A 25190-nucleotide genomic window follows, 5' to 3' on the forward strand; every position below is an offset into this window, starting at 1 on the left:
AGACCGATGACCAAGCTTCGTGACGCCGCGCTGTCGCTGTTCCGCATCGTGGTGGGCCTGCTGTTCGCCTGCCACGGGGCCGCCACTCTGTTCGGCGTACTCGGCGGCCCGTACGGCGGAACGACCCCGTCCGTAGGCCAATGGCCCGACTGGTGGGCGGGGGTGATCGAGCTCGGCGCGGGCGGCCTCGTCCTCATAGGGCTCGCCACCCGCGTCGCCGCACTGATCTGCTCGGGCACGATGGCCTACGCCTACTTCACCGTCCACCTGCCCAAGGGCCTGTTCCCGTTGCAGAACGGGGGCGAGGCCGCGGCCATGTTCTCGTGGTCGTTCCTGATGCTGGCGCTGCTCGGCAGCGGCGCGTGGTCGCTGGACAAGCTGGTGTCCCGCCTCCACCACCGCGGCGAGAACGCCACCGTGCACCAGATGTAGCAACCCGTCGCAGGGCGAGGGGGTGCCGGGCGACCGGCATCCCCTCAGGCGGCCGGCTTGCAGGTGGGATGGCAGAGCCGGCGGGCCAGCGCGCCGAGGAAGACGTCGATGATCTCCCCGGGCTCGTGCGCCTCGTGCAGCGAGCCGTTCGTGGCCGCCGCGATCTGCGACAGGCTGCCGCGGTCCACGTCCTTGCCGAACGCGATGATGACGATCTGGACGGGCTTGTCCGGGTCCCATTCCTTGTGCAGGGCGTCGAGAAGCCGCGGGAGCTTGACGCCCTTGCCGTCGTCCTTGCCGGCGGTGATCACCAGCAGCGTGTTGTTCATGTCGTCGCGGTAGTCGCCGCTCATCCTGCGGAACCCGGCCAGTATCGCGTCGTAGAGCGAGCTGTCCAGGTCGGGGTGGGGGGCGATCGTGCTGGTCAGCTCGTCGAGAACGCTGCGCCGCAGCACCTGGCCCGACTCCGGCTCGCTGATCGGGCCGAGGCTGACCCGCTGCCGGTAGCTGCGGATGTCGCCCACCTTGTCGGCGAACTCCCACATGCCCATGTGCGTGGAGTTCGGGAAGAGCTGCAACCCGATCTTGGCCGCGGCCAGCGCGATGCGCACCTTGGTGCTGCCGTTCAGCGGCTCGGCCATGTGCTTGGAGGTGTCGGCCAGCACGAGGATGTTGGTCGGCGGCGCCAGCCTGCTCCAGGCGCGCAGCGCCTCGTCGATGTCCTGCTGCGACACCGACGGCCTGGTCTTCGGCGCCTGCGACGGGAGCTGCGGCCCCGGCGAGAGCGGCCCCAGCCGGCCGTCGCCCGACCTGAACCCGGCCCGCCGGACGATCTCCTGGGCCTGGCCGCCCTTCAGCCAGTCGGCGAAGGCGGTGGACGCCTCCGCGACGTCGGGATCGGCCGCCGTGACGACGTAGGGATAGTCGAGGTCGATCGTGCCCTCGCGCGGGTGCAGCGCGACGACCGGGTCGGGCGAGGGCACCCGGTTGTGGTTCCACACCGACTGCTCGGGGACGATGACCACCGGCCGCTGCCAGAACCCGCGGTCGTCCACGGCGTCGAGCATGCTGCGGTAGTCGGGCGCCGACCCGGCCTGCGCCCAGCGGACGAACGCGGTCAGCGCCTTGTCGGCGGCCGGCCCGGTGCCCACGACGTCCCTGGCCGCGGCGACGGTCGCGATCCCCGCGCCCACCAGCGACGGGTCGGGCACCCGTACGACGTCGGGCTCGCCCGAACTGGGCGTCAGCCGCCCGCGCACGGTCGGCGGGAAGACCATCCGCCAGTTCATCTCGGTCCCGCCGACCGAGAAGCGCCGGGCCAGCGACGACCGCGTGGCGAACACCAGCGGCGAGGTGGCCACCACGGTCTCCCCCGCGGGCAGCGAGCTCGCGCCCTGGCTGCGGGCCAGCCTGATCCAGGCCGAGGAGTCGGCGATCCAGCCGTCGGGACGTTCGCGCAGCACGCCGGCCCGGTCGCCGATCAGCGTGCGCAGCACGGTGGCCGACGGCTGCTCGGTCACCTGGACCAGCACGCACCGCCCGCCGACCGACGCCCTGGTCTCGTTGAAGCGCCCGGCGGCCTCCATGACCGCCGGCGCCACGTCCACGGCGGCGGCCACGCTGACCAGAACAGGATCTCGTGACACGCACAGGGCGGGACCGCCGCCGAGCACCACGTACAGGCTGCCGGCGGCGACGGCCACGGCGGCGAGGCCGGCCAGCATGCCCCGTTGGAGCGCCTTCCTGCGTCGCTGCACGGGAGGCAGCGCGGCACGGTGTCGACCCAACCGCACGATGAACCTCTCTCCAGTGGAGTGATGATTCTTCCAGTGCCTCCCATACCGGGCGCAACCCTTGTTAGAACTTGTTACAACTATGCCATCGGCAAGATTCTTCTCACGCTCTGGCACACCCCGTCGCTCGCCTGCGCGGCGGCCAGCCGTTCGGCCGTGGGGCTGCCGTACTCGGTGGTGCGCTGGCGTACCGGCCGGCCGGTGACCTCGACCATCTCGCGCAGCTCGCTGATCGTCTTGTACGAGCCGTTCTCCGAGCCCGCCATCCGGCTGATCGTCTCCTCCATGAGGGTGCCGCCGAGGTCGTTCACGCCGCCCCGGAGCACCTGGCGGCACAGGTCGTCCTGGAGCTTGACCCACGAGCACTGGATGTTGGGGATCGCGCCGTGCAGCAGGATCCTGGCCAGGGCGTGCACCGCGCGGTTCTCCTGGGCCGTGGGGCCGGGACGGGCGATGCCGGCCAGGTAGATCGGGGCGCTGGTGTGCACGAACGGCAACAGCACGAACTCCGAGAACCCGCCGGTCTGCTCCTGCAGCCGCCTGATCAGCTTGATGTGCCTGACCCAGTGCAGGTGGTGGTCCACGTGGCCGTACATCATCGTGGACGTCGTCGGGATGCCGACCTCGTGGGCCGTGGTGATGACCTCGATCCACTCCTTGGCCGGCAGCTTGCCCTTGGTCAGCACCCAGCGCACGTCGTCGTCGAGGATCTCGGCCGCCGTGCCGGGCAGCGAGTCCACCCCGGCCTCCTTGGCGGCCTCCAGCCAGTCGCGTATCGACAGGTTCGTCCGGGAGGCTCCGTTGATGACCTCCATCGGGGAGAACGCGTGCACGTGCATGCCGGGCGTCCTGGCCTTGACCGCCCTGGCGATGTCGAAGTACGCGGTTCCCGGCAGGTCGGGATGGATGCCGCCCTGCATGCACACCTCGGTCGCGCCCGCCGCCCATGCCTCCTCGGCCCGGTCGGCCACCTGGTCCAGGCTCAGCGTGTACGCGTCGGCGTCGGTCCTGCGCTGGGCGAAGGCGCAGAAGCGGCAGCCGGTGTAGCAGACGTTGGTGAAGTTGATGTTCCGGTTGACGACGTAGGTGACCTCGTCGCCGACGGCCTGCGCGCGCAGCGCGTCGGCGATGGCCGCCAGCTCCTCCAGCGCCTCGCCCTCCGCGCCCAGCAGCGCGACGGCCTCGGCGTCGGTCAGCCCGGCGGGGTCGGCCTCGGCCCGCCGCAGCGCCTGCCGCACGTCGCTCGGCGTCGAGGCGGCGATCGGGCCGAGGCGTTCGCGCAGCGCCGTCCAGTCGCCGTAGACGTGGTCGAAGTCGTCGCGCCGGTCGCTCGCCCGGCCGGTGGTGTCCACCTCGACGTGCAGGTCCACCCGGCCGGCCGCGGTGAACCCGCCGTCCGGCTCCTGCCAGGGACGGCCCTGCGGCACGGCGTCCGCGCGGGCGAGCCCGGTGCCGGGGTCGGCCAGGGCCTCGACGTGCGCGAACAGCCGCGGGTCCAGCCAGGGCTCGCCGGCCCGCACGTACTCGGGGTAGATGGTCAGGCGTTCGCGCAGGTCGAAGCCGGATTCGGCGGTACGCGCCGCCAGGTCGTCGATCTGCGGCCAGGGGCGTTCGGGGTTCACGTGGTCGGGGGTCAGGGGCGAGACGCCGCCCCAGTCGTCGATGCCGGCGCGGATCATGAGCGCGTACTCGGAGTCGACCAGGTTGGGCGGGGCCTGGAGGCGGACGCGGGGGCCGAGGACCAGGCGCGCGACGGCGATCGTGGCGGCGAGCTCGTGCAGGTCGGCGTCCGGCAGGCCGCGCATGGCCGTGTCCGGCTTGGCGCGGAAGTTCTGGACGATGACCTCCTGGATGCCGCCGTACTCGCGGGCGACCTTCCGGACGGCGAAGATCGACTCGGCCCGGTCCTCGACGGTCTCGCCGATGCCGATGAGGATCCCGGTCGTGAACGGCACGTTGCTGCGGCCGGCGTCCTCCAGCACGCGCAGCCGTACCGCCGGGTCCTTGTCGGGCGAGCCGTAGTGCGGCTGCCCCTTCTCCTCGAACAGCCGCCGCGAGGTGGTCTCCAGCATCATGCCCATCGACGGCGCGACCGGCTTGAGCCGCTGGAGGTCACGCCAGCTCAGCACACCGGGGTTGAGGTGCGGCAGCAGCCCGGTCTCCTCCAGCACCAGGATGGCCATGGCCCGCACGTAGGACAACGTGTCGTCATAGCCGTGCGCGTCCAGCCACTCGCGGGCCTGGTGCCAGCGGTCCTCCGGCCGGTCCCCCAGCGTGAACAGCGCCTCCTTGCAGCCCATCGCCGCGCCCTGCCGGGCGATCTCCAGCACCTCGTCCGGGCTCAGGAAGGCCGACTCCAGCTTGTGCGGCGCGGTCGCGAACGTGCAGTAGCCGCAACGGTCCCGGCACAACCTGGTCAGCGGGATGAACACCTTCCTGCTGTAGGTGATCACCCCTTCCCGGCCGGCGGCCTTCAACCCGGCGTCGCGCACGCGGGAGGCGTGGTCGAGCAGCGCGTCGAGCTGCTCGCCGCGCGCGTGCAGCAGCACGACGGCCTCGGTGAGGTCGAGCGCCTTGCCGTCACGGGCACGGGCGAGGGCACGGCGAAGCGCGGAATCACTGACAAGACTCATAGAGGCACAGTACGCACCCCTGAGTTCGTGACGCGCACTCAGGGCGGGATGTCAGAAGGACCGGTAGTCGCGCGCGGCCATCCGCGGCCCCCGCGCGGGCGGACGCAGACCGCTGAGCCAGACGAGCACCGTCGCCCGGTGCCGATGCCCCCGATACGGCTCCAGCAGCCGCATCATCCCCTCATCGTCGGTCTTCTCCCCGGTCAGCGCGTAGCCGACCAGCTTGGCCAGGTGGAAGTCGCCCACGCTGACCGCGTCGGCGTCGCCAAAGACCCGCTGGCGCACCTCGGCCGACGTCCACACGCCGATGCCGGGCAGGGCCCGCAGCAGCCGGTCGAGCTCCTCCGTGGTGGCCGCGGCCTCCAGCTTGGCGGCGTGCCAGGCGGCGTTGGCGATCGTCCGGGCCCGGACGGCCTCCGCGCCCGCCCGGTGCCAGTGCCAGCTCGGGATCTGCCGCCACACGACCGGCTCGGGCGGCACCCGCATGCCGTCGGGGGCGGGGCCGGGGGCGGGCTCGCCGTAGTGGCGCAGCAGGTGGCGCCAGGCCCGCCACGCCTCCCGGCCGACGACCTTCTGCTCCAGCACCGCGGGCACCAGCGCCTCCATGACCCGCCCGGTACGCCCGATGCGCAGCCCCGCGTGCTTGCGCGCCACGTCCGCCAGCACGTCGTGCCGGACGCGGAAGCCGGAGACGTCGTCGAGCGCGCCGAGCAGGGCGGGCAGGGTCTCCAGCGACCACTCGGCGCCGGGCCCCCACGCCTGGGCCCGCACGGCCGTGGCCGTCACGGTCACCCGCAGCGTGCTCGGGCCGTCGGGGGTGCGGCAGGCGCGCCAGATCGAGCCGTCGGGGGTGCGCCGCCAGGCGGGATCGCCGGTGCCGCGCCGGTGGGGGCCGAGGGCCAGCTCCACGTCGAGCGGCCCGTCGGGCTCCCACCTGCGTTCCATCACCTGTCCAGTCTGCCGCGCGGCGGCGGGTGGTCGCTCACCCGCGCGGCCCCGGCGGGGTCACACGTCGCTGGAGTAGCGGACCGCGCGCTCGGGCAGCTCGACGCCCGGCCAGACGCGGACCCCGCCCTGCAGCTCGTTGCCCGGCCCGACCACCGCGCCGTCACCGATCACCGCGTCGCGCACGACCGTGCCGGCGCAGATTCGGGCGCCCTTGCCCACGACCGAGTCGCTCACCGTGGCGCCTGCCTCGATGACGCTGTCGTCGCACAACACCGAGCCCACCACGGACGCGCCCGCCTCGACGACGGCCCGCGCGCCGACGGCCGTGCCGCCCTGGACCTTGGCCTCGGCCGAGATCTTCGCCCCTTCGAGGGCGAGGTGCTCGCCCTGCGGGCCGGGCAGCGCCGGCGAGTCGAGCCGGCCGAGCACCAGGTCGCGCGAGCCCTTCACGAACGCGGCCGGCGTGCCCACGTCGAGCCAGTACGTGCGGTCGGCGTAGCCCAGCACCAGCTCGCCGGAGTCGATCAGCCCGGGGAACGTCTCGCGCTCCACGGAGACGACCTCGCCGCGCGGGATCGAGTCGATCACCGAGCGGGTGAAGACGTAGCAGCCGGCGTTGATGCGGTTGGTGACCGGGTTGGGGGTCTTCTCCAGGAACGCGGTCACCCGTCCGGACTCGTCGGTCGGCACGCAGCCGAACCGCGTCGGGTCGTCGACCTCCGTCAGGTGCAGCGTCACGGCGGCCTCGCGCTCGCAGTGGGTGCGCACCTGGTCGCCGATGTCGTGGCCGGACAGGATGTCGCCGTTGAGAATGAGCACCGGGTCGGAGGGCCCGCAGGTGAGCGCCTCGGCGGCGTTGCGGATGGCCCCGCCGGTGCCGAGCGGCGTCTCCTCGGTGATGTATTCGAGCGAGAGCCCGAGCGCCGACCCGTCACCGAAGGCCGGCTCGAACATCGCCGCCTTGTACGAGGTCGCGAACACGATCCGGCGTACGCCGAAGGACCGGGCACGGGCGAGTTGGTGGGCCAGGAACGGCACTCCGGCGGTCGGCAGCAGCGGCTTGGGCGTGCCCAGTGTCAGCGGACGCAGGCGTGTGCCCTGCCCCCCGACCAGGAGGATCGCCTCGAGGTCTGGCAAAGAGCTCTCCATCACTCCGTGAGAGTAGCGAACTATTCGATTGCGCGTTGATAAGAGTTGAGATGCGCCTCCGCCGAGGCCTCCCAGGTGAATTCGCGGGCCCGCGCCCGCCCGGCCTCCTGCAACTGCCTCCGCCGGTCGGCGGAGGCGAGCAGCTCGCCCAGGGCGTCGGCGATGCTGTCGGCGTCCGGCTCAGTGTAGGCGACGGCGTCGCCGCCCACCTCGGGCAGCGAGGTGCGATGGCTGGTGAGGACGGCCGCGCCGCAGGCCATGGCCTCCAGCACCGGCATGCCGAAGCCCTCGCCCCGGGAGGGGAACGCCACGACGAGCGCCCCGCCCAGGAACCCCGGCAGGTCGGGCGCGCGCAGGTATCCCGGCCTGATCACCCGGACGGTGGCCTCGACCTCGCGGCAGGCTGCGTCGACGTCATCCTCGTGCACGCCGCCGCCGAGCACCAGCGCGGGCGGCGTCTCCAGCCGCTTGACGGCGGCGGCGAAGCCGCGGATGAGGTTGGGTACGTTCTTGCGGGGGTCGAGGTTGCCGAGGAAGGCCACGTACGGCTGGCCGTGCAGCCCGCACCTGATGGCCGCCCGGCGGATCTCGTCCTCGCTCGGCGGGTGGAACTGGGCGAGGTCGACGCCGTGGTAGGCGACGTCGATGCGGGTGGGGTCGGCCGACAGCACGCGGACCAGCTCGTCCCTGGTCGCCTTGGACGGCACGATGACGCGCCGGGCGTGCCGGACGGCGGTGCGCGTGGCCGAGCGGAAGAACGCGGCCCTGGCCGGGCTGTGCTGCTCGGGCTCGGTGAACCAGGTCACGTCGTGCACCGTCACGACGGTCGGCAGGCCGGAGCGCAGCGGCATGGAGTAGTAGGGGGCGTGGATGACCTCGGCCCCCGTCTGGCGGGCGAGCAGCGGCACGCCGGTCTGCTCCCAGGCGAGCCGGGCGGCCCGGTTGGTGATGGCGACGGGGCCGGGGACGACACGGGCCGAAGGCGCCAGCCGCTGGTACCTTTCCGCATCCGCACGCTGGCAGACCACGACCAGATCGGTCCCTGCCTGGTGGAGCGCGGCCACGAGCCCGTCCACGTACCGGATCAACGCACCACGGTCGGCGGGGACCGCGGCGGCATCGACGAGCACTCGAGGCATTACGTGGATCTTCTCCCCTCAAGATCGACGTGGGACCTGGCAAGTCCCCCCTCTGTGATTCAGCTTATGACCACCCTCCCCCAAATCGTGGGCCAAATCACACCGAGTCGCGCCGCGCCGCAAGTCCCGCCAAACCCGCGCAGATCAGGTCACCGACAATGATGACGATGCGGGAGCAAAGGGCCACCGCGATGGCCGCGCCGCTGTCGAGAACGGGGGCGAGCACCGCCACCATCGCCAGCTCGCGCACCCCGGCCCCGGCCGGCACGACGAAGGTCACGATGCCCAGGCACCACGACAGCGCGAACGCCCCGACAGCGAACAGCAGGCCGCCCTGCGGCGCGACGAAGTAGAAGTGCACGCCGTAGGCCGTCCAGCCGGCCAGCGCCCAGCCGAGCGCGGTGAGCATGCCGCGACGGGTGAGCGGGCGTTCCAGGGGCTCGCGCTTCAGCTTGCGCAGGCCGAAGCCGATCACGCCGTTGACGACCCTGGGCTCCAGCAGCACCAGCAAAAGCGGGATGAACAGCAGCACCCAGCCGAACCGGTGCCAGCCGAGGGTGACCAGCGTGACGAGCAGGCCGCTGGCGATCTGGACCGGCATCATCAGGAAGAACGCCGCGGCGCTGCGCGGACGCGGCACGCCGAGGTCGCGGCCCATCTCCATCTGGGCCAGCACCGGCCAGACCGCGCCGGGGATGTACTTGCCGAGCTGGCCGACGAAGAACACCTTGGCGGCCGGCCGCAGCGGCAGCGGCGAGCCCAGGTCGGCCAGCAGCGTGCGCCAGGTGAGCATGGCCCCGAGCAGCGCGGCGACCACGGCGACGAGCGACCCGGCCAGCGCCGGCCACGACAGCCGGGCGAACCCGGCCACCACGGCGTCCCACTGCCTGGCCACCGCCCACGCGCCGAAGGCGAGCGCGACGGCGAGGAAGCCGAAGCGCAGCAGCCGGCGCGGCAGCGACCGCTTGGGGATCGCGCTCGCGCCGGTCTCGTCCACGAGGCTCACAGCGGCCGGACCCGCTCGGGCGGCTGCGGCAGCGCGGGCCCGGCGGGCCTGCGCGGGGTCTTGGTCGCCACCCACAGGTACGTCGGCACGACGGGCAGCAGCAGCCGCAGCACCTCGCGCGGCGCGCGGGCCAGCACCGCCTTGACCAGCCGGCCCGGCAGGCCGGGGAACAGCTCCGACCCGGCGAACCTGGTCGGCGTGGCCAGCACCGGGAAGGTGTAGTCCCACACGTGGAAGGCGCGCAGCATCCGGCGCAGCCCCCGCCGGGTCCTGAACCGCTCGTAGTAGTGGTCGGCCCGGCCGAACGCGCGCACGTAACGGTCGGCCAGCGCGGGCGGCAGGTACGACAGGAACGGCAGCTTGTAGTGGGGCTCGACGACCCCGAGCCGGTTGCCGAGCCCCAGGTAGAGCACCCCGGTGTCGGACAGCACGCGGTGCATCTCGGCCACCACGGCGTCGGGGTCGACCACGTGCTCGTAGATGTGGTTGAAGACCAGCACGTCGATCGACCCGTCGGGGAAGGGCAGCGCCGTGCCGTCGCCGCAGACGAACGCCACCCGCTCGCCGAACCGGTCGGCGGCCTTGCGCAGCCCCGGCACGTCGATGTCGATGCCCAGCGTGTGCTTGGCCCCGGCCTGGGCCAGCTCGTCGGCGATGAACCCGGCCGAGCAGCCGACGTCGCCCACGGTCAGCCCGCCGAGCGGCCCCTGGAAGTGCTCCAGCACGGCGATGATCTTCGCGGCCTTGCGGCGGCGTTTGTCCTCGTCGAGCATGGCCGACTGGAATTCGGAGTACTCGAGCTGCGCGACCCGTTGCTTGCCCACGTCGCCCAACAGTACCCGCGCCGCGGGCCTCGGCAGGCTGACCTGCCCCACATGCTGGCTCTCCGCCCGGGCTCCCGCGTAGCCTGGGCTGATGTTGCGCCGCCTGCTGCGCGTCCTGCTCGCGCTGGTCGCCCTCGCCTTCCTCGGTTACGGCCTGGCGCGGAACTGGCACGACACCACGCAGGCCCTGGCCAGGCTGTCGCCGTGGGCGGTGCTCGGGGCGTTCGGCGCGGTGCTGGCCGGGCAGGTCTGCATGCTGGCGGCCTGGCGGCAGATCATGGCGGGGCTCGGCACGCGGCTGCCGCTGCGGGTGGCCGGACGGATCATGTTCGTGGGCCAGCTCGGCAAGTACATCCCGGGCGCGGTGTGGGCGTACGCGGCCATGATCGACCTCGGGCGCGACCACGGGAGCCCGCCGCGGCGCACGTTCGCCACGATCTCGCTCGGGCTGGTGGTCAACCTGGGCGTCGGCATCTCGATCGCCGCCGCCACGCTGAGCTCGCACGAGGCCGTCCGCCGGGCCTGGTACGTGGTGCTGCTGGTGCCGGTGATCATCGTGTGCCTGCATCCCAGGGTGCTCACCTGGGGGCTCAACCTGGCGCTGCGCATCGCCCGCAAGGAGCCGCTGGAGAGCGTGCTGCCCGGCCGCACGGTCGTCGTCGCGGTGGCCTGGACGGCGCTCGGCTGGTTCGTCTACGGCCTGCACACCTGGCTGCTGTCCGGCCGTCCGGATCTCTACCTGGTGGCGACCGGCGCGTACGCGTTCGCCTGGTGCACCGGCATCCTGACCTTCGTGGTGCCGGCCGGGGTGGGCGTACGGGAGGGCGCGCTCGTGCTGGTGCTCGGGCCGGTCATCGGCACCGCTCCGGCCATCGCGGTGGCGATCGTGTCGCGGCTGGCGTTCACGCTGGCCGACGCGGTCGCCGCGGGGGCGGCGTTCCTGCTGGGCCGTCAGAGGCCGAGCAGCGCGCCCGCGTACGCGGCCCAGAACGGCTCGGGATCGACCGCCTTGACCCCCGACCGCAACCTCTCCGGCTCGCCCGAGGCGTAGAAGCGCTCGATCGCCGCGCGCAGCGCCCCCGCGTCGCCCGGCTCGACCAGCAGGCCGTCGACGCCGTCGGTCACGTGGTCGGCCAGCGCGCCCACCCGGGTGGCGATCACCGGCACGCCGTGCTCGTGGCCGAGCCAGACGTTCTGGCTGGCGGTGGCGCTGCGGTACGGCAGCACCAGCGCGTCGGCCGCGGCGAACAGCTTCGGCACGTCGGCGGCGGGGACGTACCCGGGCCGCAGCTCCACCCGGCCGGCCAGGCCCAGCTCGTCGATCAGCGCCTTGGTCTCGTCGAGGCCGCCCCAGAACTCGCCCGCCACGGTCAGCGAGATGCCCTCGGGCAACGCCCGCAGCAGCAGGTCGAGCCCCTTGTACGGGCGCACCATCCCGAAGAACAGCAACCGCCGGCGCACCCCGCCGGACTGCTCGGCCGACGTGGACGGCAGGTGCGGCGGCAGCCCCGCCACCCCGACCGGCTTGCCCGGCGCGAGCCCCCTGGCCAGCTCGGCCTGCTGCTCGGAGTGGGCCAGCACGCCGTCTACCCGCCGCAGCAGCGCCCTCATCAGCGGCTGGTCGTACGGCTTGCGCTCGTGCGGCAGCACGTTGTGGCAGAGCGCGACCGTCCGGGCCTTACCCCCGATCCCGGACAGGATCCCCAGGTACGGAGGAACCTGGACGGAGCTCAGCACCGCCAGCACCACCAGGTCGGCCGTGCGCAGCCGGCGTCCCGCCGCGTACCAGCCGTCGGGCCGCCGCCAGTCGAGCCGCCGCGCGGTCCGCGGGTACGGCGTGCCCTCGGGCTCGGAGATCGTCTGCTGCCCGGGGTAGAGGAACGACGGGTACTGGGCCCGCCACGACTCGATCACCACGTCGTGGCCCTGGGCCGCCAGCCGGTGCGCCAGCTCGGTGGTGTGCTGCGCCCCGCCCCCCTTGTACGGATGGGTCGGGCCGACGATCGCGATCCGCACGCGCTATTCCCCCCGCGACCGCACGATCAGGTCGGCCAGCAGCGCCACCGAGCCGATCAGCAGGCCCGACAGGAAGATCATGACGGTGTTGGCCGGGAAGTAGAACGGCTGCCGGATCATGTCCCAGACGCCCTTCACGAACCCGATCGCCACCAGCCAGAGCGCGGGCGGCATGAGCACCTTGAGCGGGTTGAAGTACATGATCATCCGCAGCACCTGCAGGATGTAGCGGTAGGCGTCGGAGACGAAGCTGAACTTCGACTTGCCGGCCCGCTTGGCGTACTCGATGGGCAGGTAGTAGACGTCGTGCTGGTTGGACAGGAACGACAGCGTGATCGTCGTGACGCAGGAGAACCCGGGCGGCAGCAGCCGCAGGTAGGGGCGGGCCACCGACTTGCGGAAGGCGCGCAGCCCCGAGTTGAGGTCGGGGATCTTCTGCCCGGCGAGCTTCTCGGCCACCTTGCGGATCACCCACTTGGCCGGCACCCGCAGGATCTTGTGCGACCCCTCCTCCGTGGTGCGCGCGCCGACGACCTGGTCGATCGTCTGGTCCTTCTCCAGGATCTGGACCAGCTCGGGGATGCGCTCGTTGGGGTAGGTCATGTCGGCGTCGGTCCAGACGACGATCTCGCCCCTGGCCTCCTGCGTGCCGATGCGGCGCACGGTGCCCGAGCCGCCGTTGCGGTGGAAGGCGCGGATGCGCAGGTGGGGGTAGTCGGGCGCGGCCTCTTCGAGCCGGGCCAGGGTCTGGTCGGTCGAGCAGTCGTCGACGGCGACCAGCTCGTAGGTGTAGCCGCTGGAGTCCATCGCCCGCGTGATGCGCTCGACCTCGTCGATGACGTGGTCCTGCTCGTTGTAGCAGGGCAGGACGATCGTGACGTACGGCGCTTCTTCCACGGCAGGTCCACTCTTGGGGGTCTCAAGCGTGCTCACGGGGGTCGAGGGTACTCTGCCCCGCTGGAAGCCGAGTCCACATCGACGGGCTTTACACTCACTTGATCAGCTGTGACCATCCTACGCCGGGCATCCTGAGCATCTCCTGACCCACCGCCCTGACCCTGGCGGGGTCGTCGAAGCGCACGTACAGCACCTCGGAGATGTCGTCGAGCTTCTTGGGCCATTCCTCGCCCTGGTAGAGCCGGGCCAGCCGCAGGCCGAACGGCTTGTCCTGGAGGAACACCTCGGTGACGCCGTCCAGCTCGCGCAGCCGGGCCACGACGGCGTCGCGCTGCGCCTCGGTCGCCGGGATCCGGCAGGTGCCGGCATTCCCCCACTGCGCGCACATCGCGACGCTCAGGTCCGCCTTGCCCCGCCAGAAGTCCGGAATCCGGGGCAGGAGCAGGACGCCCTTCTCCTCGGCCAGCCCCCGCCGGACGGCGTCGTAATCGGCCGGGCCGCGCACCCCGCCCTCGATCTGGGGGACCCAGCTCCCGGCGCGGAGCCCCGTCAGCCCCTCGGTGATAATCACCTGCTGGGCCCAGCGCCGCTCGACCTCGTCGGCGGGCACCAGCGTGGGCGCGACCGCCTCGGGGATCCGCCGGACCAGCGCCAGCACCCGCTCGGCGGTGCCCTCCGGGCAGCCCTGGGTGCCCTCGGTGCACAGCGTGACGGTGAAGCCGTCCACGACGGGCAGCGCGCCGACGGGCGGCGGCGCGGGCCGGAGCGAGCGCAGGTGCAGGTACCAGCCGCCCCCGCCGAGCGCGGCCACCAGCAGGACGACGGCCACGATCATCGCGGCCATCCGCTGGTGGGCTCTGATCCAGGGCCGTAACCAGGGCTCCCGGTCGTCGCCGAACGACAGCTCGTCGGTGTCAGACATGTCCAGAACTATCGCGATACGTCTGGAGTGGGGTCAACCCACCGCCATCCACACGTTCACCCGCAACGTCCAGGTGCCGTTGGGCGGGTCGACGAGCGAGCGCTCGTCCTGGCGCGTCACCAGGCCCATGATCTGGCGCGGCGTCCCGTAGGGGGCCACCTGGGCGGGGTCGGCGGCCAGCACGACCGGCACCCGGCCGGCCGCCCTGACCCTCTCGACGGCGGCCCGGACCTGCGGCTCCGCCGCCAGGTCGGAATCCGGGGGCCGCTTCACCTGCGCCGCCGGACGTCCGCACATCCCGCGGACGAGCTGGGTGAAGCGGTCGCCGGTCACCCGCTCGACGAACAGCACCGACGCCTCGGCCGGCAGCGCCGCGCACATCGACCGGACCGCCGCCGCCTCCCCCCGCTCGACCGGCGTGAACGCGGTGCCGATCGAGGTGACCACCGGCGGCGCGAGCACCAGCAGCACCCCCGCGACCGTCGCCCACCGCCGGACCTGCTCGCGCGGCCACGACCGCTCGCGCAGCCAGCCGAGGCCCCACACCGCCAGCACGATCAGCCCCGGGATCACGACCGGGACCAGCCGCCGGGAGGCCCACGGCTGGTCGGGGGTGATCTCGGGGCGCAGCAGCGTGGTGACCGTCGTCCAGCCGATCATCGCCAGCGGCAGCAGCCAGACGAACGGCCTGCCGTCGCGCAGCAGCCTGCGCAGCAGCACGGCCGCCGCGACCGTGGCCAGCACGACGGCCGGGATGCCGATGTACCAGGTCACCCAGTGGAGCGAGAGCTCGAAGTAGAGCCGGTCCGCCTGCACGGGCAGGCCGTTGGCCTGCTGGATCTGGGCGATGAACTCGGCCGTGCGGGCGTCCTCGACGTTCGCGGCCTTCCTGGTCACGGTCTGGAACCAGGGGCGGGCGTACAGACCGGCCATCACCAGCACGACCAGCGCCGCCCCCGCCGTCGGCAACCACCGCGGCGGCCGGAACCCGGCCAGCGCGGGCGCGGCGGCCACGCCGACCGGCGTGAGCACGAGCACGACCGCGCAGATGAGCAGCAACGGCCGCACGGACCCGGACAGATACTCCAGATACGGCCGGGCCAGCACGTACGCCGCCAGCAGCCCGAGCCCCGCCCCCGCCACCAGCCCCGCCAGCAGCGGCGCCCCCACCGCGCCCTGCGGCCGGCCGGAGCGCCGCATCGCGATCAGCAGCCCCGCGTAGGCCAGCACCGGCAGCACGTCGCGCAGCCCGTCGACCCTGACCAGCACCGCCAGCCCCAGGACCAGCCCGGCGGGCAGCCCCTGCCGCCAGCCGGGCCGCTCGGCCTCGATCGCGTCCTGGGCCAGCGCCAGCCCGCCGAACAGCAGGATCAGCGAGGGGATCTCGCTGAACGTCGTGCGCGAGGTGTACAGGATCGGCAGGCTCACCGCGAACGCCGCCGCCGCGAGCACCGCCCACCGCCCACCAGCCAGCCGCGCCGCCACCCCCGCCACCGTCAGCACGGCCAGCGCCCCCAGCACGGCCGGCACCGCGAACGGCGCCCCCAGCCAGTCGCCGATCGCGAACACCAGCGGCGGCCCCGGCATGAACTGCGGCACCACCCCGCCGTCCACCGGGTACGTGCCGACGCTGTCGAAGTACAGGGAGGGATGGTGGCCGCCGAACGCCGCCGCCTGGTCGGGGATCGGCAGCGAGCCGTGCCCGGCGATCCAGGCGGCGTACTGGGCGTAGGTGGCCGGGTCGCGCCGGACCAGGAGCTGCTCGGCATGCATGACGACGTTGAACACGCCCGACCCGGCGGCCACCGCCACGACCCCGGCCACCTGCCAGGGCGTGGCCTGGACGCCCTGGCCCGCGCCCCGCCTGCCGCGCAGGACGCCGCGCGTGCCCGCCCAGCACAGCAGCGCCGCCGCGGGCACCCCGAGCAGCAGCGCGGGCAGCGGCGCGAACCGGCCGGCCAGCAGCAGCGGCAGGCCCGCGAGCAGCCAGCCCGCCAGGGCGAGCGCGGGCGACACCGACAACGCGGCCAGTACGCGGCCCGATCGATCAGGTTCCATCGGTGAGCGAGCGTATCCAACGCCGCGGTCACGGCGTCCCCGGAAACGCGGGTAGCGTACGCGAGGTGCAGGAGGAGCGGGATGACCAGCGGGTGAAGCCTGAGCCGCGCGCGGGGAGCCCCGCCCGCGTCCAGGAGCCCGGCCGGTGGCGGCGTGGCCGGTTCGCCCGCCTCCGGGAGCCCGGGTGGTGGCGGCGGCACGGCTGGTTCGCCGGGGTCCTGGCGGTCGGCGCGGCCCTGCGCGCGCTCGCCATGCTCGGCTACCGCCCGGCCCTGTGGTTCCCCGACTCCTACACCTACATCGTCACCGTCTTCCGGCCGCGCCCCGACCTGGTGCGCCCGGCGGGCTACTCGATGTTCATCAAGCTCCTGGAGCCCTTCCACGGCTTCTGGGCGGTCACCGCCGCGCAGCACCTGCTCGGCCTGGCCACCGGCGTCCTCGTCTACGTGGCCGCGCGCCGGGCCCCGCGCTGGGCGCGCACGCTGGCGGCCGTGCCCGTGCTGCTCGACGCGTACCAGGTCGAGCTGGAGCACCTGCTGGTCTCCGACACGCTGTTCCTGTTCCTGGTCGTAGCCGCCGTGGCGCTGAGCCTTACCGAGAGGCGCGCCACCGTCGTCGCCGTCGGCCTGCTGCTGGCCGCCGCCACCCTGACCAGGACCGTCGGGCAGCCGCTCATCGTCGTCCTGGCCGCGTGGTTCGTGCTGCGCAGGCGCGCGGGCCTGGCCGGGGTGCTGGTGGCCGCCGCGCTGGTCCCGGTCGTCGCCTACGGCGGCTGGTTCTACGCCACCTACCACCGCGTCGGCCTGGTGGGCGCGAACGGCGTCTTCCTCTACGCCCGCACGATGTCCTTCGCCGACTGCGCCGAGATGGACCCCCCGGCCGACCTGCGGGTGTTGTGCGACCCCCGTCCGCCGGAGCAGCGCCCGCCGTCGCAGGAGTACATCTGGAGCAAGGACTCCCCGCTGGTGAAGCTGCCGGGGATCACGTTCTCCAAGGAGAACGACGACCTGGCCTCCAGGTTCGCGACGCTCGCCGTCACCAGCCAGCCGCTCGACTACGCCGGCTCGGTGCTGGCCGAGCTGGCCCGCACGTTCGCGTGGGGACGGCCGGTCTACCCCGACGCGGAGGTCTACGCCTACTACGAGTTCCCGGTGACCCCGCCCGGACCGCCTGGCCGCTATCCCGCGCAGGTCGGCGCCGACTATGCCAAGCTCTATGAGCAGGGTGCGATCGGTACGGAGATCGTCGAGCCCTACGCAGGATGGCTGCGGGGCTACCAGAGCGTGGTGCGCCTGCCCGGCCCGGTGCTGCTGGCGCTCCTGCTCGCGCCGCCCGTCGCGGCCGCCGTGCGCCGGGCGCGCGGCCTGCGGCACGCCGGTCCGCCGGCGTGGGCGGTGCCCTGGGCGGCAGCCGTTGTGCTGCTCGTCACACCGCCCGCCGTGGCCGAGTTCGACTACCGGTACGTGCTCCCGGCCGTGCCTCTGGCCTGCCTCGCGGCGGCCCTGAGCGTCCGGCCTGACCTGCGGGGACGGTCAGAAAGCGGGAAAGACTTTGGCAATGATATTCCACGAAATGTCCGGCTCTGAGTATGCTGTGCCGCGGAAACATCACGCCCGGGTCACGGTCGTTTCCGGCGGTCATGGCACCGGGCACGCCGTACGTGACCTAATCTCGTGGCGCGGAGCGACCAAGCCGGCGCGTTGGCGCAGGGAACGAGGCTAGGGGGCGTATGAGTGACTACAGGAGCGCGTCCGTCCAGGACGCCAGGGTCGCCCCCAGCGCTCCGGGCAGCCGGATGGCGCGAAGGGCCGCCGGCTCCCCGCCTCCCCCGCCCGACGACCGGCCCACGCGCGGCCACCGCGGCGGCGACGGCGGCGGCGGTCAGGGCAAGATGCGGGTGCTGGCCTGGGTCAGCATCGCCGCCACCACGGTCATGGTCGCCGGCGCGCTGACCGGTTACACCGTCTACCGGGACGCCTTCGGCAACATCACCCAGAAGAGCGTCAAAGAGGACATCATCAACCCGCGTCCGCGCGACACGGGCGCGCTCAACGTGCTGCTCGTCGGCTCCGACACCCGCGCGGGCAAGGGCAACGCCAAATACGGCCAGCAGCTCGCCAGGACGGCCGACGCCGGCGGCAAGCGCACCGACACGATCATCGTCATGCACATCTCCCCCAACCGGGACAAGGCGCGCCTGATCAGCTTCCCGCGCGACTCGATGGTGCAGATCCCCAAGTGCAAGAACGAGACCACCAAGGCCGAGATGCCGCCCCGCCGGGACATGATCAACTCGGCGTACAACTCCGGCGGCATCGCCTGCACGATCTCCACGATCGAGACGCTCACCCAGATCCGCATCAACCACTTCGTCGAGGTCGACTTCAGCGGCTTCAAGAACATCGTCGACGCCCTCGGCGGCATCGAGATCTGCCTCAAGTCCGGCGTCAACGACAAGGCGTCCCATCTCGTCCTGCCGCCGGGCAAGAGCCTGCTCAACGGCGAGAAGGCGCTCGGTTACGTACGTCTGCGCCACTACGGCGACGGCAGCGACATCCAGCGCATCAAGCGCCAGCAGATCTTCCTGAGCAAGGTCATCGCCAAGGCCACGAGCAGCGAGCTGCTCACCGACATCGGCAAGCTGACCGGCTTCATCAAGGCGGCGGCGGGCTCGGTCACCATGGACCCCGAGCTGGCCAACGACACCCAGCAGCTCATCGACATCGCCACCAGCGCCAAGGAGCTGACCGCGGGCGGCGTGCAGCTCACCACGATCCCGTGGCTGCCCGACCCGCAGGACCCCAACCGGGTGATCTGGAAGGAGCCCGACGCCTCAGCGCTGTGGGCCTCGATCATCAGCGACACCGAGCTCCCCGACCCCGCCCCGAGCGCCAGCGCGAGCACCAAGCCCAAGGTCACACCGAAGCCCGAGCAGGTGAAGGTCCAGGTGCTCAACGGCACCACCACGCCGGGCAAGGCCCGCCTGGTGGCCGACGAGCTGGCCAAGCAGGGCTTCAACGTCGTCGGCGTGGGCAACTACCAGGCCGCCGACGGCGCGAGCCTGCCCTCCAGCGAGATCCACTACGCCAAGGGCGCCGCCACCGGCGCCGACTACGCGGCCGTGCTGTCCGGCGCGGTGCTGCCCAAGCCGGCTCCCTCGGCGGGCAAGGTCGCCGCGACCAACCCGCAGCCCTACACCTCCGGCACCACCGGCACGGCCGCCGGGGCCGGCGGCAAGGGCGCCCCGGTGATCCAGCTCGTGGTCGGCTCCGACTTCAAGTCGGTCAAGGTGACCAAGCTTCCTGACAGCGTGAACAACAGCACCATCACGGCCTCCGACCAGAAGAACGTGTGCACCTGAGGCTCCAAGTTCCCTGTGGAACCGGACTTCTCGTGAGACAGGGAGCACTAGATCGGGATAATGTTTGCGGGTCGGCGACGCAGCGCGGCACGACCGCTGTAAGGCGGTTGTAAGTGTGAAATGTCAGAGTTGCGTCGTGCACCCCGGCCCCTAGCGAAGCTGAGCTCCCCAGTGTCTGACACAAAGTTCTCCCCACCGGTCACGCCCCCGCGGAGCCCTGGCGGCCCCGTCGAGGAAGGCGGGCCGGCGAACACTGGAGCTCGCTGGCCCCTGCCTCAGGAGTCCGTCTGGGGCAACCAGACCGACCCCCACGGCCTCCCCACGGCCGAGCGCCCCGAGGAGCGGCAGGAGCCCGCCGAGGAGCCCGAGCCGCCCAAGCGCAGGCGCGATCCCTACCTCGACAACGTCAAGTTCATCCTGATCGCGCTCGTGCCGCTGGGCCACTCGCTGGTGCCCACGCTCTCGGCCCATTCCTCCAGGGCCCTCTACATCTATATCTACATGTTCCACATGCCGCTGTTCGTGCTGATCAGTGGCTACCTGTCCAGGAACTTCTGGAACTCCAACGCGAAGACGAACAAGCTCGTCGACACGTTCGTCGTGCCGTACGTGATCGTGGAGATCGGCTACGCCGCCGTCCGCTACGGGCTCGGCCAGAAGTGGAGCCTCACGATCATCGATCCGGCGTGGCTCAACTGGTACCTGCTGGCGCTGCTGTTCTGGCGGTTGTCCACACCGGTGTGGAAGCGGATGAAGCACCCGGTCCCGGTGGCCATCGTGATCTACATGTTCGCCGGCTTCTCGCAGATCACCGGCGACTTCAGCATGGACCGCTTCTTCGGCCTGCTGCCGTTCTTCGTGATCGGCCTGGTGATGCAGCCCGAGCACTTCGAGATGCTCAACAAGCTGTGGGTCAAGATCGCCTCAGGGGTCACGCTGCTCTGCGCGGCGGCCGTGGCCATCGTCATCGCGCCCAAGGCGCCGCTCGACCCGTTCTACTTCAAGCACAGCTTCCAGGACATGGACCTGTCCTGGTGGATGGGCCTGCTGCTCAAGGCCGGGCTGCTGGTCTGCGCCCTGGCGATGTCCTTCGCGGTGCTGGCGCTGGTGCCGCGCGGCGAGACCTGGTACTCCGACCTCGGCACCCGCACGCTCTACTGCTACCTGCTCCACGGCATCCCCGTCCTGATCGCCAAAGACCAGGGCTGGCTGGCGCTGCCGTGGCTGCACGGGCCGCTCGGCGTGCTCGCCATCGCGTGCAGCTCGTTCGCGCTGGCGATCGTGCTGTGCCTGCCGGAGACGCGCACGGTCTTCAAGTGGGTGCTCGAACCACGCCTGACCTGGCTCTATCGCCGCCCCTCTGGAAGTTAAGCGGCCCTTCCACCTGAGTTAACGCCTTTGACCTGGTAGGCGCGGAGCATCGACACATGCGCGCATGTGTCGCCACCACCGTCCATCATCCCGAGGACGCCCGGATCATGCACCGGCAGATCAGGGCGCTGCTCGACGCGGGCCACGAGGTGACCTACGTCGCGCCGTTCACCTATTACAACGTCACCCCGGCCGTCGGGCTCACCGCCGTCGACGTCGCCCGGCAGGCGCCGTACGGGAAGGCCCGCGCGGCGCTCAGGCGCGGCATGCGGGACGCCGACCTGTTGATCGTGCACGACCAACGGCTGCTGCGCGCGCTGCCCCACCGGCGCCCTCCGGTCGTCTGGGACGTCCGCGAGGAGGTCTCGCCCAGGCGGCGGGACCGCGCGGAGAGACGGCACCACGTGATCACCTCCGCGGTGGTGCCCGAAGCGACCCTGGTGTCGTCCAGCCCGCCCCCTCCCGGCGACACCAGGGTCGTGCACATCGGCCGCCTGTCGGCCGAGCGCGGCGTGGCCGAGCTGATCGCGCTGGCCGAGCGCCTGGCGCCGCACGGCATCCGGATGGACCTCATCGGCGCCGCCGACCGCGACGTGCGCCCGCTGCTGCGCGACGCCCAGCGCGTCGGCCTGCTCGACTGGTTCGGGTACGTGCCCAACCGGCACGCCCTGCGCATGTCCGAGGGCGCGCTGGCCGGGCTGTCCCTGGCCCCCGACACCGTGACCGAGCCGCCCACGAAGATCCTCGACTACATGGGCCGCGGCCTGCCGGTGATCGCCACCCCGCAGGCCGCCCCGCTGGTACGGGCCGTCGGCTGCGGCCTGGTGGTGCCCCGGGACGTGGACGCGCTGCTGGACGCCGTCCTGGACCTCAAGGAGGACCCCGTGCGGCGGGCCGACCTGGGAGCGGTCGGGCACGCCGAGGCCCGGCTGCGCCACCACTGGCCCGATCAGGCGGCGGACTTCGTCAAGCTGGCCGAGTCGTGGGCGGCCCTGCCGGAACACGCGCTGGCGGTGTAGGAATGGCCAGCGGGCTCCCGGGTTGATGTACTGGACCCATGGCATCGCATCTGATCCAGGGCCGGACGGTGGGCATGCCTGTGCGAGTGGAGGACGCGGAGATCAGCAGCGCCTTCTACGCGGTGCGGGCCGACGCGGCGCGGGCGGTGATCGCCTATTCCGGCCTCGACGTGGCCGAGGTGTTCCCCGGCAAGGCCGTGTGCGTGCTGCTGTTCGTCGACTACCGCGACGGCGACCTCGACACCTACCACGAGTTCGGGATGGCCTTCCTGATCAGGCGGCCGGGGGCGGCGGGCTCGGTCGGGCTCGGCGACCTGCGCGGCGCGGGCGTCTTCGTCCACTGGCTGCCGGTCGACCAGCGGTTCACGCTGGAGGCGGGGCGGACGATCTGGGGCTTCCCCAAGGAGCTGGCCGACATCGAGCTGCGGCTCGGGTCGCCGTACAAGCGGTGTGTGCTGCGCAAGGACGGCAGGCTCGTGCTCGACCTGCTGATCAGGCCCGGCGTGCCGGCCCCGGCCGCCATGGCGCCGCTGGACGCCTTCACCCATCTGGAGGGCGTCACGCGGCGCATCCCCTGGTCCGTACGGGCCAGGGGCACGCGCGTGCGGCCGGGCGGCGCGCTGATCCGCCTGGGCAACCACCCCATCGCCAAGGAGCTCAGCGAGCTGGGGCTGCCCAAGCGGGCGCTGTTCGCCTCGACCGTCTCCCATGCCTCGATGACCTTCGGCGAGGCGGAGGCGGTCTAGACGATCGGCGGACGGCCGAGCTTGACCATGCGCCAGGCGGTGCGCCAGGCCATGGGACGACGCTCGCCTGCCGGCGTGCGCAGCCCCTCGAAGAAGCCGGCGAACCACGCCTTGATCGCGACCCCGGAACGGCGCTCGCGGATCAGGGTGAGCACCACCCAGTTGGTCAGGTAGAGGAACGCCAGCGGCCACGGCAGGTTGCGCCGCGCCAGCCAGACCCGGTTACGGGCGTTGAGCTGGTAGAACTGCGCGTGCCGGGTCGGCGGGACCTGCGGGTGGTACATGACGGTCTCGGCGTCGTACTCGATCCGGTAGCCCTCGCCCAGCAGGCGCCAGGCCAGGTCGGTCTCCTCGTGCGCGTAGAAGAACTTCTCCGGCAGGCCGCCGACCTGGAGGAAGGCCGAACGCCGCACCGCCGAGGCGCCGCCGAGGAACGTGGTGACCGGCGAGGAGCGCTGCGGGTCGCCCGCGCGCAGCCGGGGCACGTGCCGCCGCTGGCCGACGCCGCCCTCGGGGTCCATCACCCGGAAGGAGATCACCGCGAGGTCGGGCTCGGTGGCGAACCGGTCGCGCACGTGGGCGACGACCTTCTGGTTGGCGTACCAGCCGTCGTCGTCGAGGAACAGCACGACGTCGCCGGAGCACTCCTCGACGCCGCGGTTACGGCCGGCGGGAATGCCGGTGTTGTGGTCGAGCCGGATCGTCTTCACGACCGCGGCCGAGCCCTCGGGTGGCGTGGCCGACACCTGGGGCACGTCGGCGCCGTTGCCCACGATCACCACTTCGACGTCGCCGTCGACCTGGTTGAGCGCGGACTCGACGGCCCGGTTCAGCTCCGCGACCCGGTTGCCCATGGTGAGGATGACGCACGAGATCTTCAACGGGTCATCGTCCTGACGCGTTGAGGACACGAGCGGAGCATTCTTTCATGATCACCGAGTCTGCTGGTCTGCATCTTGTTGACAATGGTGGAGCTAAGCGTATCGGAACCGATGGTGAACCCCCACCGAACGGCGGACGTCCGATCAATACGACGGACGGGAAGCTCCTCCGGTTCCGACATGAGATCACCCAAGCCGCCTCGACGCCATAATGCTGATCAGATGGAGCACGGTCTGCAGCGCGGCGGCGATCGCGCAGGCCACGATGAGCACGCGGGAGGCCCCGAGCGTGCCGGTCGCCAGGTCGATCACCGCGGCCGCCACCGCGAGCAGCGACAGCTCGATCGGCTGCATGATCCGATGGAACTTGGTCGCCGCCAGCACCCTCCTGCCCAGACCGAGCAGCCCCGAACGGAACTGCACCGCCGACGCCTCGGAGGACGCGCCCAGCCCGCCCTTGGCCCGCGCCACCTCCACCAGGTCGGTCTCGGCCTTGATGAGGATGGCGCCGAGCGCGGCGGCGAAGCCGAGCACGGTGTACCAGTCGGGCAGGACGGCCGAGGCCCGCCAGCCGAGCCCGGCCAGCACGGCGGCCTCGGTGAAGTAGGCCCCGACGCGGTCGAGGTAGACCCCGGCCAGCGACGTCTTGCCCGTCCAGCGGGCCAGCTCGCCGTCGGAGCAGTCGAGCAGCAGGTAGACCTGGACGAGCAGGGCGGCCAGCACGGCCGCCCACAGCCCCGGCAGGGCCAGCGCGAAGCCCGCCGCGACCCCGGCGACCGTCATCACCCAGGTGAGCTGGTTGGGCGTGATCGACGTCTTGCTCGTCAGCCACGTGACGTAGATGGACAGCCGGCGCATGTAGAGCACGCCCGCCCAGTGCTCGCCGTTCCTGCGGTCGAGATGGCCCTCGGGCTGGGCGACCCGCCGCAGCTCAGCTACCGAAGGCCCGGACATAGTCCCCCACCCGATCGCGGATCTCGGAGTCCTGCATGCGCAGGTGCTCCAGGATCGTGTAACGGCCGGGACGGGTCGACGGCGCCAGCGCGACCACGTCGGCGAACTGCTCGCCGGTCAGCCCGATGTCGGCGGGCACGACCGGCAGCTCGTGCCGGCGCAGGCAGTCGACGACCTGCGCCACCCTGGCGGCGTCGTCCCGCAGGAAGAAGCAGAAGGCGGCGCCTATGCCGGCGAGCTCGCCGTGGTTGGAGGTGCCGGGGAAGAGCTGATCCACGGCATGAAGGATCTCATGATCTCCACCGCTCGCGGGCCGCGACGACCCGGCGACGACCATCGACATGCCGGACAGGATGAGCGACTCGGCCAGGACGGTCAGGAACGCGTCGGACTCGATGCCGTCGCTCCGGCCGACCAGCGCCTCGGCCGCGGTGCGGGACATCGAGCAGGCCAGGCCGTCGATGGGCTCGCCGCGCTCGACGCTGCCGAGCTGCCAGTCCTCGATCGCCGACAGGTTGCTGACGACGTCGCCGATGCCGGCCCGCACCAGCGACTTCGGCGCGTTGTGCACGAAGTCGAGGTCGACCAGGATCGCCAGCGGCATCGGCACGCCGAAGGTGCCCTTGCCGCCCTCGTAGGTGAGGGAGGCGGTGGGCGAGCAGATGCCGTCGTGGGAGAGGTTGGTGGCCACGGCCACCATGGGGATGCCGGCGAGGGAGGCGGCGTACTTCGTGGCGTCGATCGTCTTGCCGCCGCCGACCCCGACGACGACCTCGTAGGCGCCCTTGCGCAGGTCGGCGCCGAGTGAGACGGCCGCCTCGACCGACCCGTCGCTCACCCTGAACACCTCGGCCTGGTCGAGGGTGGGGGCGATCAGGCGCTCGATGTGGTCGCCCTGGCCTGGCCCGACGGCCACGGCCACGCGGCCGGAGGTGGCCACGCGGCTGTCGGCCAGCAGGGCGCCGAGCTCGGCGACGGCGCCGCGCCTGACCTCCATGGTCAGGGGCGCCGGCAGCATCCTCGCTAGAAGCGGCATGCGCG

Annotated in this window: 21 protein-coding genes; 7 read left to right on the forward strand and 14 right to left on the reverse strand. The window is 72.1% G+C overall.

Annotated elements, in window-relative coordinates:
* Nucleotides 1-6 precede the first annotated feature (6 nt).
* Entirely contained in the window at nucleotides 7-432 is a 426-nt protein-coding gene (locus ACIBST_RS08750) for a DoxX family protein (protein WP_397170264.1), read from the forward strand.
* 44 nt (nucleotides 433-476) lie between these two features.
* On the opposite strand, the gene ACIBST_RS08755 is transcribed toward ACIBST_RS08750, so the two are convergent.
* From ACIBST_RS08755 to ACIBST_RS08785, 7 genes are all read right to left on the reverse strand, one after another.
* On the reverse strand, nucleotides 477-2189 hold the full coding sequence (locus tag ACIBST_RS08755; RefSeq protein ID WP_397170266.1) for a substrate-binding and VWA domain-containing protein: 1713 nt from the start codon (nucleotides 2187-2189) through the stop codon (nucleotides 477-479).
* A 116-nt stretch (nucleotides 2190-2305) separates the two neighbouring features.
* Nucleotides 2306-4858 carry a bifunctional FO biosynthesis protein CofGH gene (locus ACIBST_RS08760; RefSeq protein WP_397170268.1) on the reverse strand — a complete coding sequence of 851 codons (2553 nt, stop codon included), beginning with the start codon at nucleotides 4856-4858 and terminating at the stop codon, nucleotides 2306-2308.
* 51 nt (nucleotides 4859-4909) lie between these two features.
* Complete coding sequence (locus ACIBST_RS08765) at nucleotides 4910-5803, reverse strand: DNA-3-methyladenine glycosylase family protein (protein WP_397170717.1); 894 nt, start codon at nucleotides 5801-5803, stop codon at nucleotides 4910-4912.
* A 60-nt stretch (nucleotides 5804-5863) separates the two neighbouring features.
* Nucleotides 5864-6955: a sugar phosphate nucleotidyltransferase gene (locus tag ACIBST_RS08770; RefSeq protein ID WP_397170270.1), complete on the reverse strand. Its 1092-nt coding sequence runs from the start codon at nucleotides 6953-6955 to the stop codon at nucleotides 5864-5866.
* 20 nt (nucleotides 6956-6975) lie between these two features.
* Nucleotides 6976-8094 (reverse strand): glycosyltransferase family 4 protein, encoded by a 1119-nt coding sequence (locus tag ACIBST_RS08775; RefSeq protein WP_397170272.1) that lies wholly within the window; start codon nucleotides 8092-8094, stop codon nucleotides 6976-6978.
* A gap of 97 nt (nucleotides 8095-8191) precedes the next feature.
* Nucleotides 8192-9100: a lysylphosphatidylglycerol synthase domain-containing protein gene (locus ACIBST_RS08780; protein WP_397170274.1), complete on the reverse strand. Its 909-nt coding sequence runs from the start codon at nucleotides 9098-9100 to the stop codon at nucleotides 8192-8194.
* Complete coding sequence (locus tag ACIBST_RS08785) at nucleotides 9097-9924, reverse strand: class I SAM-dependent methyltransferase (RefSeq protein WP_352323373.1); 828 nt, start codon at nucleotides 9922-9924, stop codon at nucleotides 9097-9099. Before ACIBST_RS08785 ends, ACIBST_RS08780 begins: the two co-directional genes overlap by 4 nt.
* Before the next feature lie 91 nt (nucleotides 9925-10015).
* Between ACIBST_RS08785 and ACIBST_RS08790 the strand changes: the two genes are divergently transcribed.
* Entirely contained in the window at nucleotides 10016-10975 is a 960-nt protein-coding gene (locus ACIBST_RS08790; protein ID WP_397170276.1) for a YbhN family protein, read from the forward strand.
* Here the strand turns inward: ACIBST_RS08790 and ACIBST_RS08795 are convergent.
* The 4 genes from ACIBST_RS08795 to ACIBST_RS08810 are packed head-to-tail and all read right to left on the reverse strand — an operon-like array spanning nucleotide 10876 to nucleotide 15817.
* Nucleotides 10876-11940, reverse strand: a complete 1065-nt coding sequence (locus ACIBST_RS08795) for a glycosyltransferase family 4 protein (RefSeq protein WP_397170278.1) — start codon at nucleotides 11938-11940, stop codon at nucleotides 10876-10878. The two genes, ACIBST_RS08790 and ACIBST_RS08795, sit on opposite strands and share 100 nt — an antisense overlap.
* 3 nt (nucleotides 11941-11943) lie before the next feature.
* Nucleotides 11944-12873, reverse strand: coding sequence for a glycosyltransferase family 2 protein (locus ACIBST_RS08800; protein WP_352323370.1), 930 nt, complete (start codon nucleotides 12871-12873; stop codon nucleotides 11944-11946).
* Nucleotides 12874-12931: 58 nt separating this feature from the next.
* Entirely contained in the window at nucleotides 12932-13759 is an 828-nt protein-coding gene (locus ACIBST_RS08805; protein ID WP_397170280.1) for a hypothetical protein, read from the reverse strand.
* Nucleotides 13760-13792: 33 nt separating this feature from the next.
* Nucleotides 13793-15817 carry a glycosyltransferase family 39 protein gene (locus tag ACIBST_RS08810; RefSeq protein WP_397170281.1) on the reverse strand — a complete coding sequence of 675 codons (2025 nt, stop codon included), beginning with the start codon at nucleotides 15815-15817 and terminating at the stop codon, nucleotides 13793-13795.
* 65 nt (nucleotides 15818-15882) lie between these two features.
* On the opposite strand from ACIBST_RS08810, the gene ACIBST_RS08815 reads away from it, so the two are divergent.
* From ACIBST_RS08815 to ACIBST_RS08835, 5 genes are all read left to right on the forward strand, one after another.
* The gene (locus ACIBST_RS08815; RefSeq protein ID WP_397170283.1) at nucleotides 15883-17403 is read left to right on the forward strand and encodes a hypothetical protein; all 1521 of its coding nucleotides are present in this window, start codon (nucleotides 15883-15885) and stop codon (nucleotides 17401-17403) included.
* Nucleotides 17404-17546: 143 nt separating this feature from the next.
* The gene (locus ACIBST_RS08820) at nucleotides 17547-19178 is read left to right on the forward strand and encodes an LCP family protein (RefSeq protein WP_397170284.1); all 1632 of its coding nucleotides are present in this window, start codon (nucleotides 17547-17549) and stop codon (nucleotides 19176-19178) included.
* Nucleotides 19179-19349: 171 nt separating this feature from the next.
* Nucleotides 19350-20549, forward strand: a complete 1200-nt coding sequence (locus ACIBST_RS08825) for an acyltransferase family protein (RefSeq protein WP_397170286.1) — start codon at nucleotides 19350-19352, stop codon at nucleotides 20547-20549.
* A 56-nt stretch (nucleotides 20550-20605) separates the two neighbouring features.
* Nucleotides 20606-21568: a glycosyltransferase gene (locus tag ACIBST_RS08830; RefSeq protein WP_397170288.1), complete on the forward strand. Its 963-nt coding sequence runs from the start codon at nucleotides 20606-20608 to the stop codon at nucleotides 21566-21568.
* Between the two features lie 38 nt (nucleotides 21569-21606).
* Complete coding sequence (locus tag ACIBST_RS08835) at nucleotides 21607-22314, forward strand: acetoacetate decarboxylase family protein (RefSeq protein WP_397170290.1); 708 nt, start codon at nucleotides 21607-21609, stop codon at nucleotides 22312-22314.
* Here ACIBST_RS08835 and ACIBST_RS08840 read toward each other — a convergent pair.
* The 3 genes from ACIBST_RS08840 to ACIBST_RS08850 form a co-directional block, all read right to left on the reverse strand.
* Nucleotides 22311-23195, reverse strand: coding sequence for a glycosyltransferase family 2 protein (locus tag ACIBST_RS08840; RefSeq protein ID WP_397170292.1), 885 nt, complete (start codon nucleotides 23193-23195; stop codon nucleotides 22311-22313). The genes ACIBST_RS08835 and ACIBST_RS08840 overlap by 4 nt on opposite strands.
* Nucleotides 23196-23381: 186 nt before the next feature.
* Complete coding sequence (locus ACIBST_RS08845; RefSeq protein WP_397170294.1) at nucleotides 23382-24149, reverse strand: CDP-alcohol phosphatidyltransferase family protein; 768 nt, start codon at nucleotides 24147-24149, stop codon at nucleotides 23382-23384.
* Entirely contained in the window at nucleotides 24127-25167 is a 1041-nt protein-coding gene (locus ACIBST_RS08850) for an iron-containing alcohol dehydrogenase family protein (RefSeq protein ID WP_397170719.1), read from the reverse strand. Before ACIBST_RS08850 ends, ACIBST_RS08845 begins: the two co-directional genes overlap by 23 nt.
* Between the last annotated feature and the right edge of the window lie 23 nt (nucleotides 25168-25190).

Source organism: Nonomuraea sp. NPDC049684 (assembly GCF_044465345.1).
In the GTDB taxonomy this organism is placed as follows: domain Bacteria; phylum Actinomycetota; class Actinomycetes; order Streptosporangiales; family Streptosporangiaceae; genus Nonomuraea.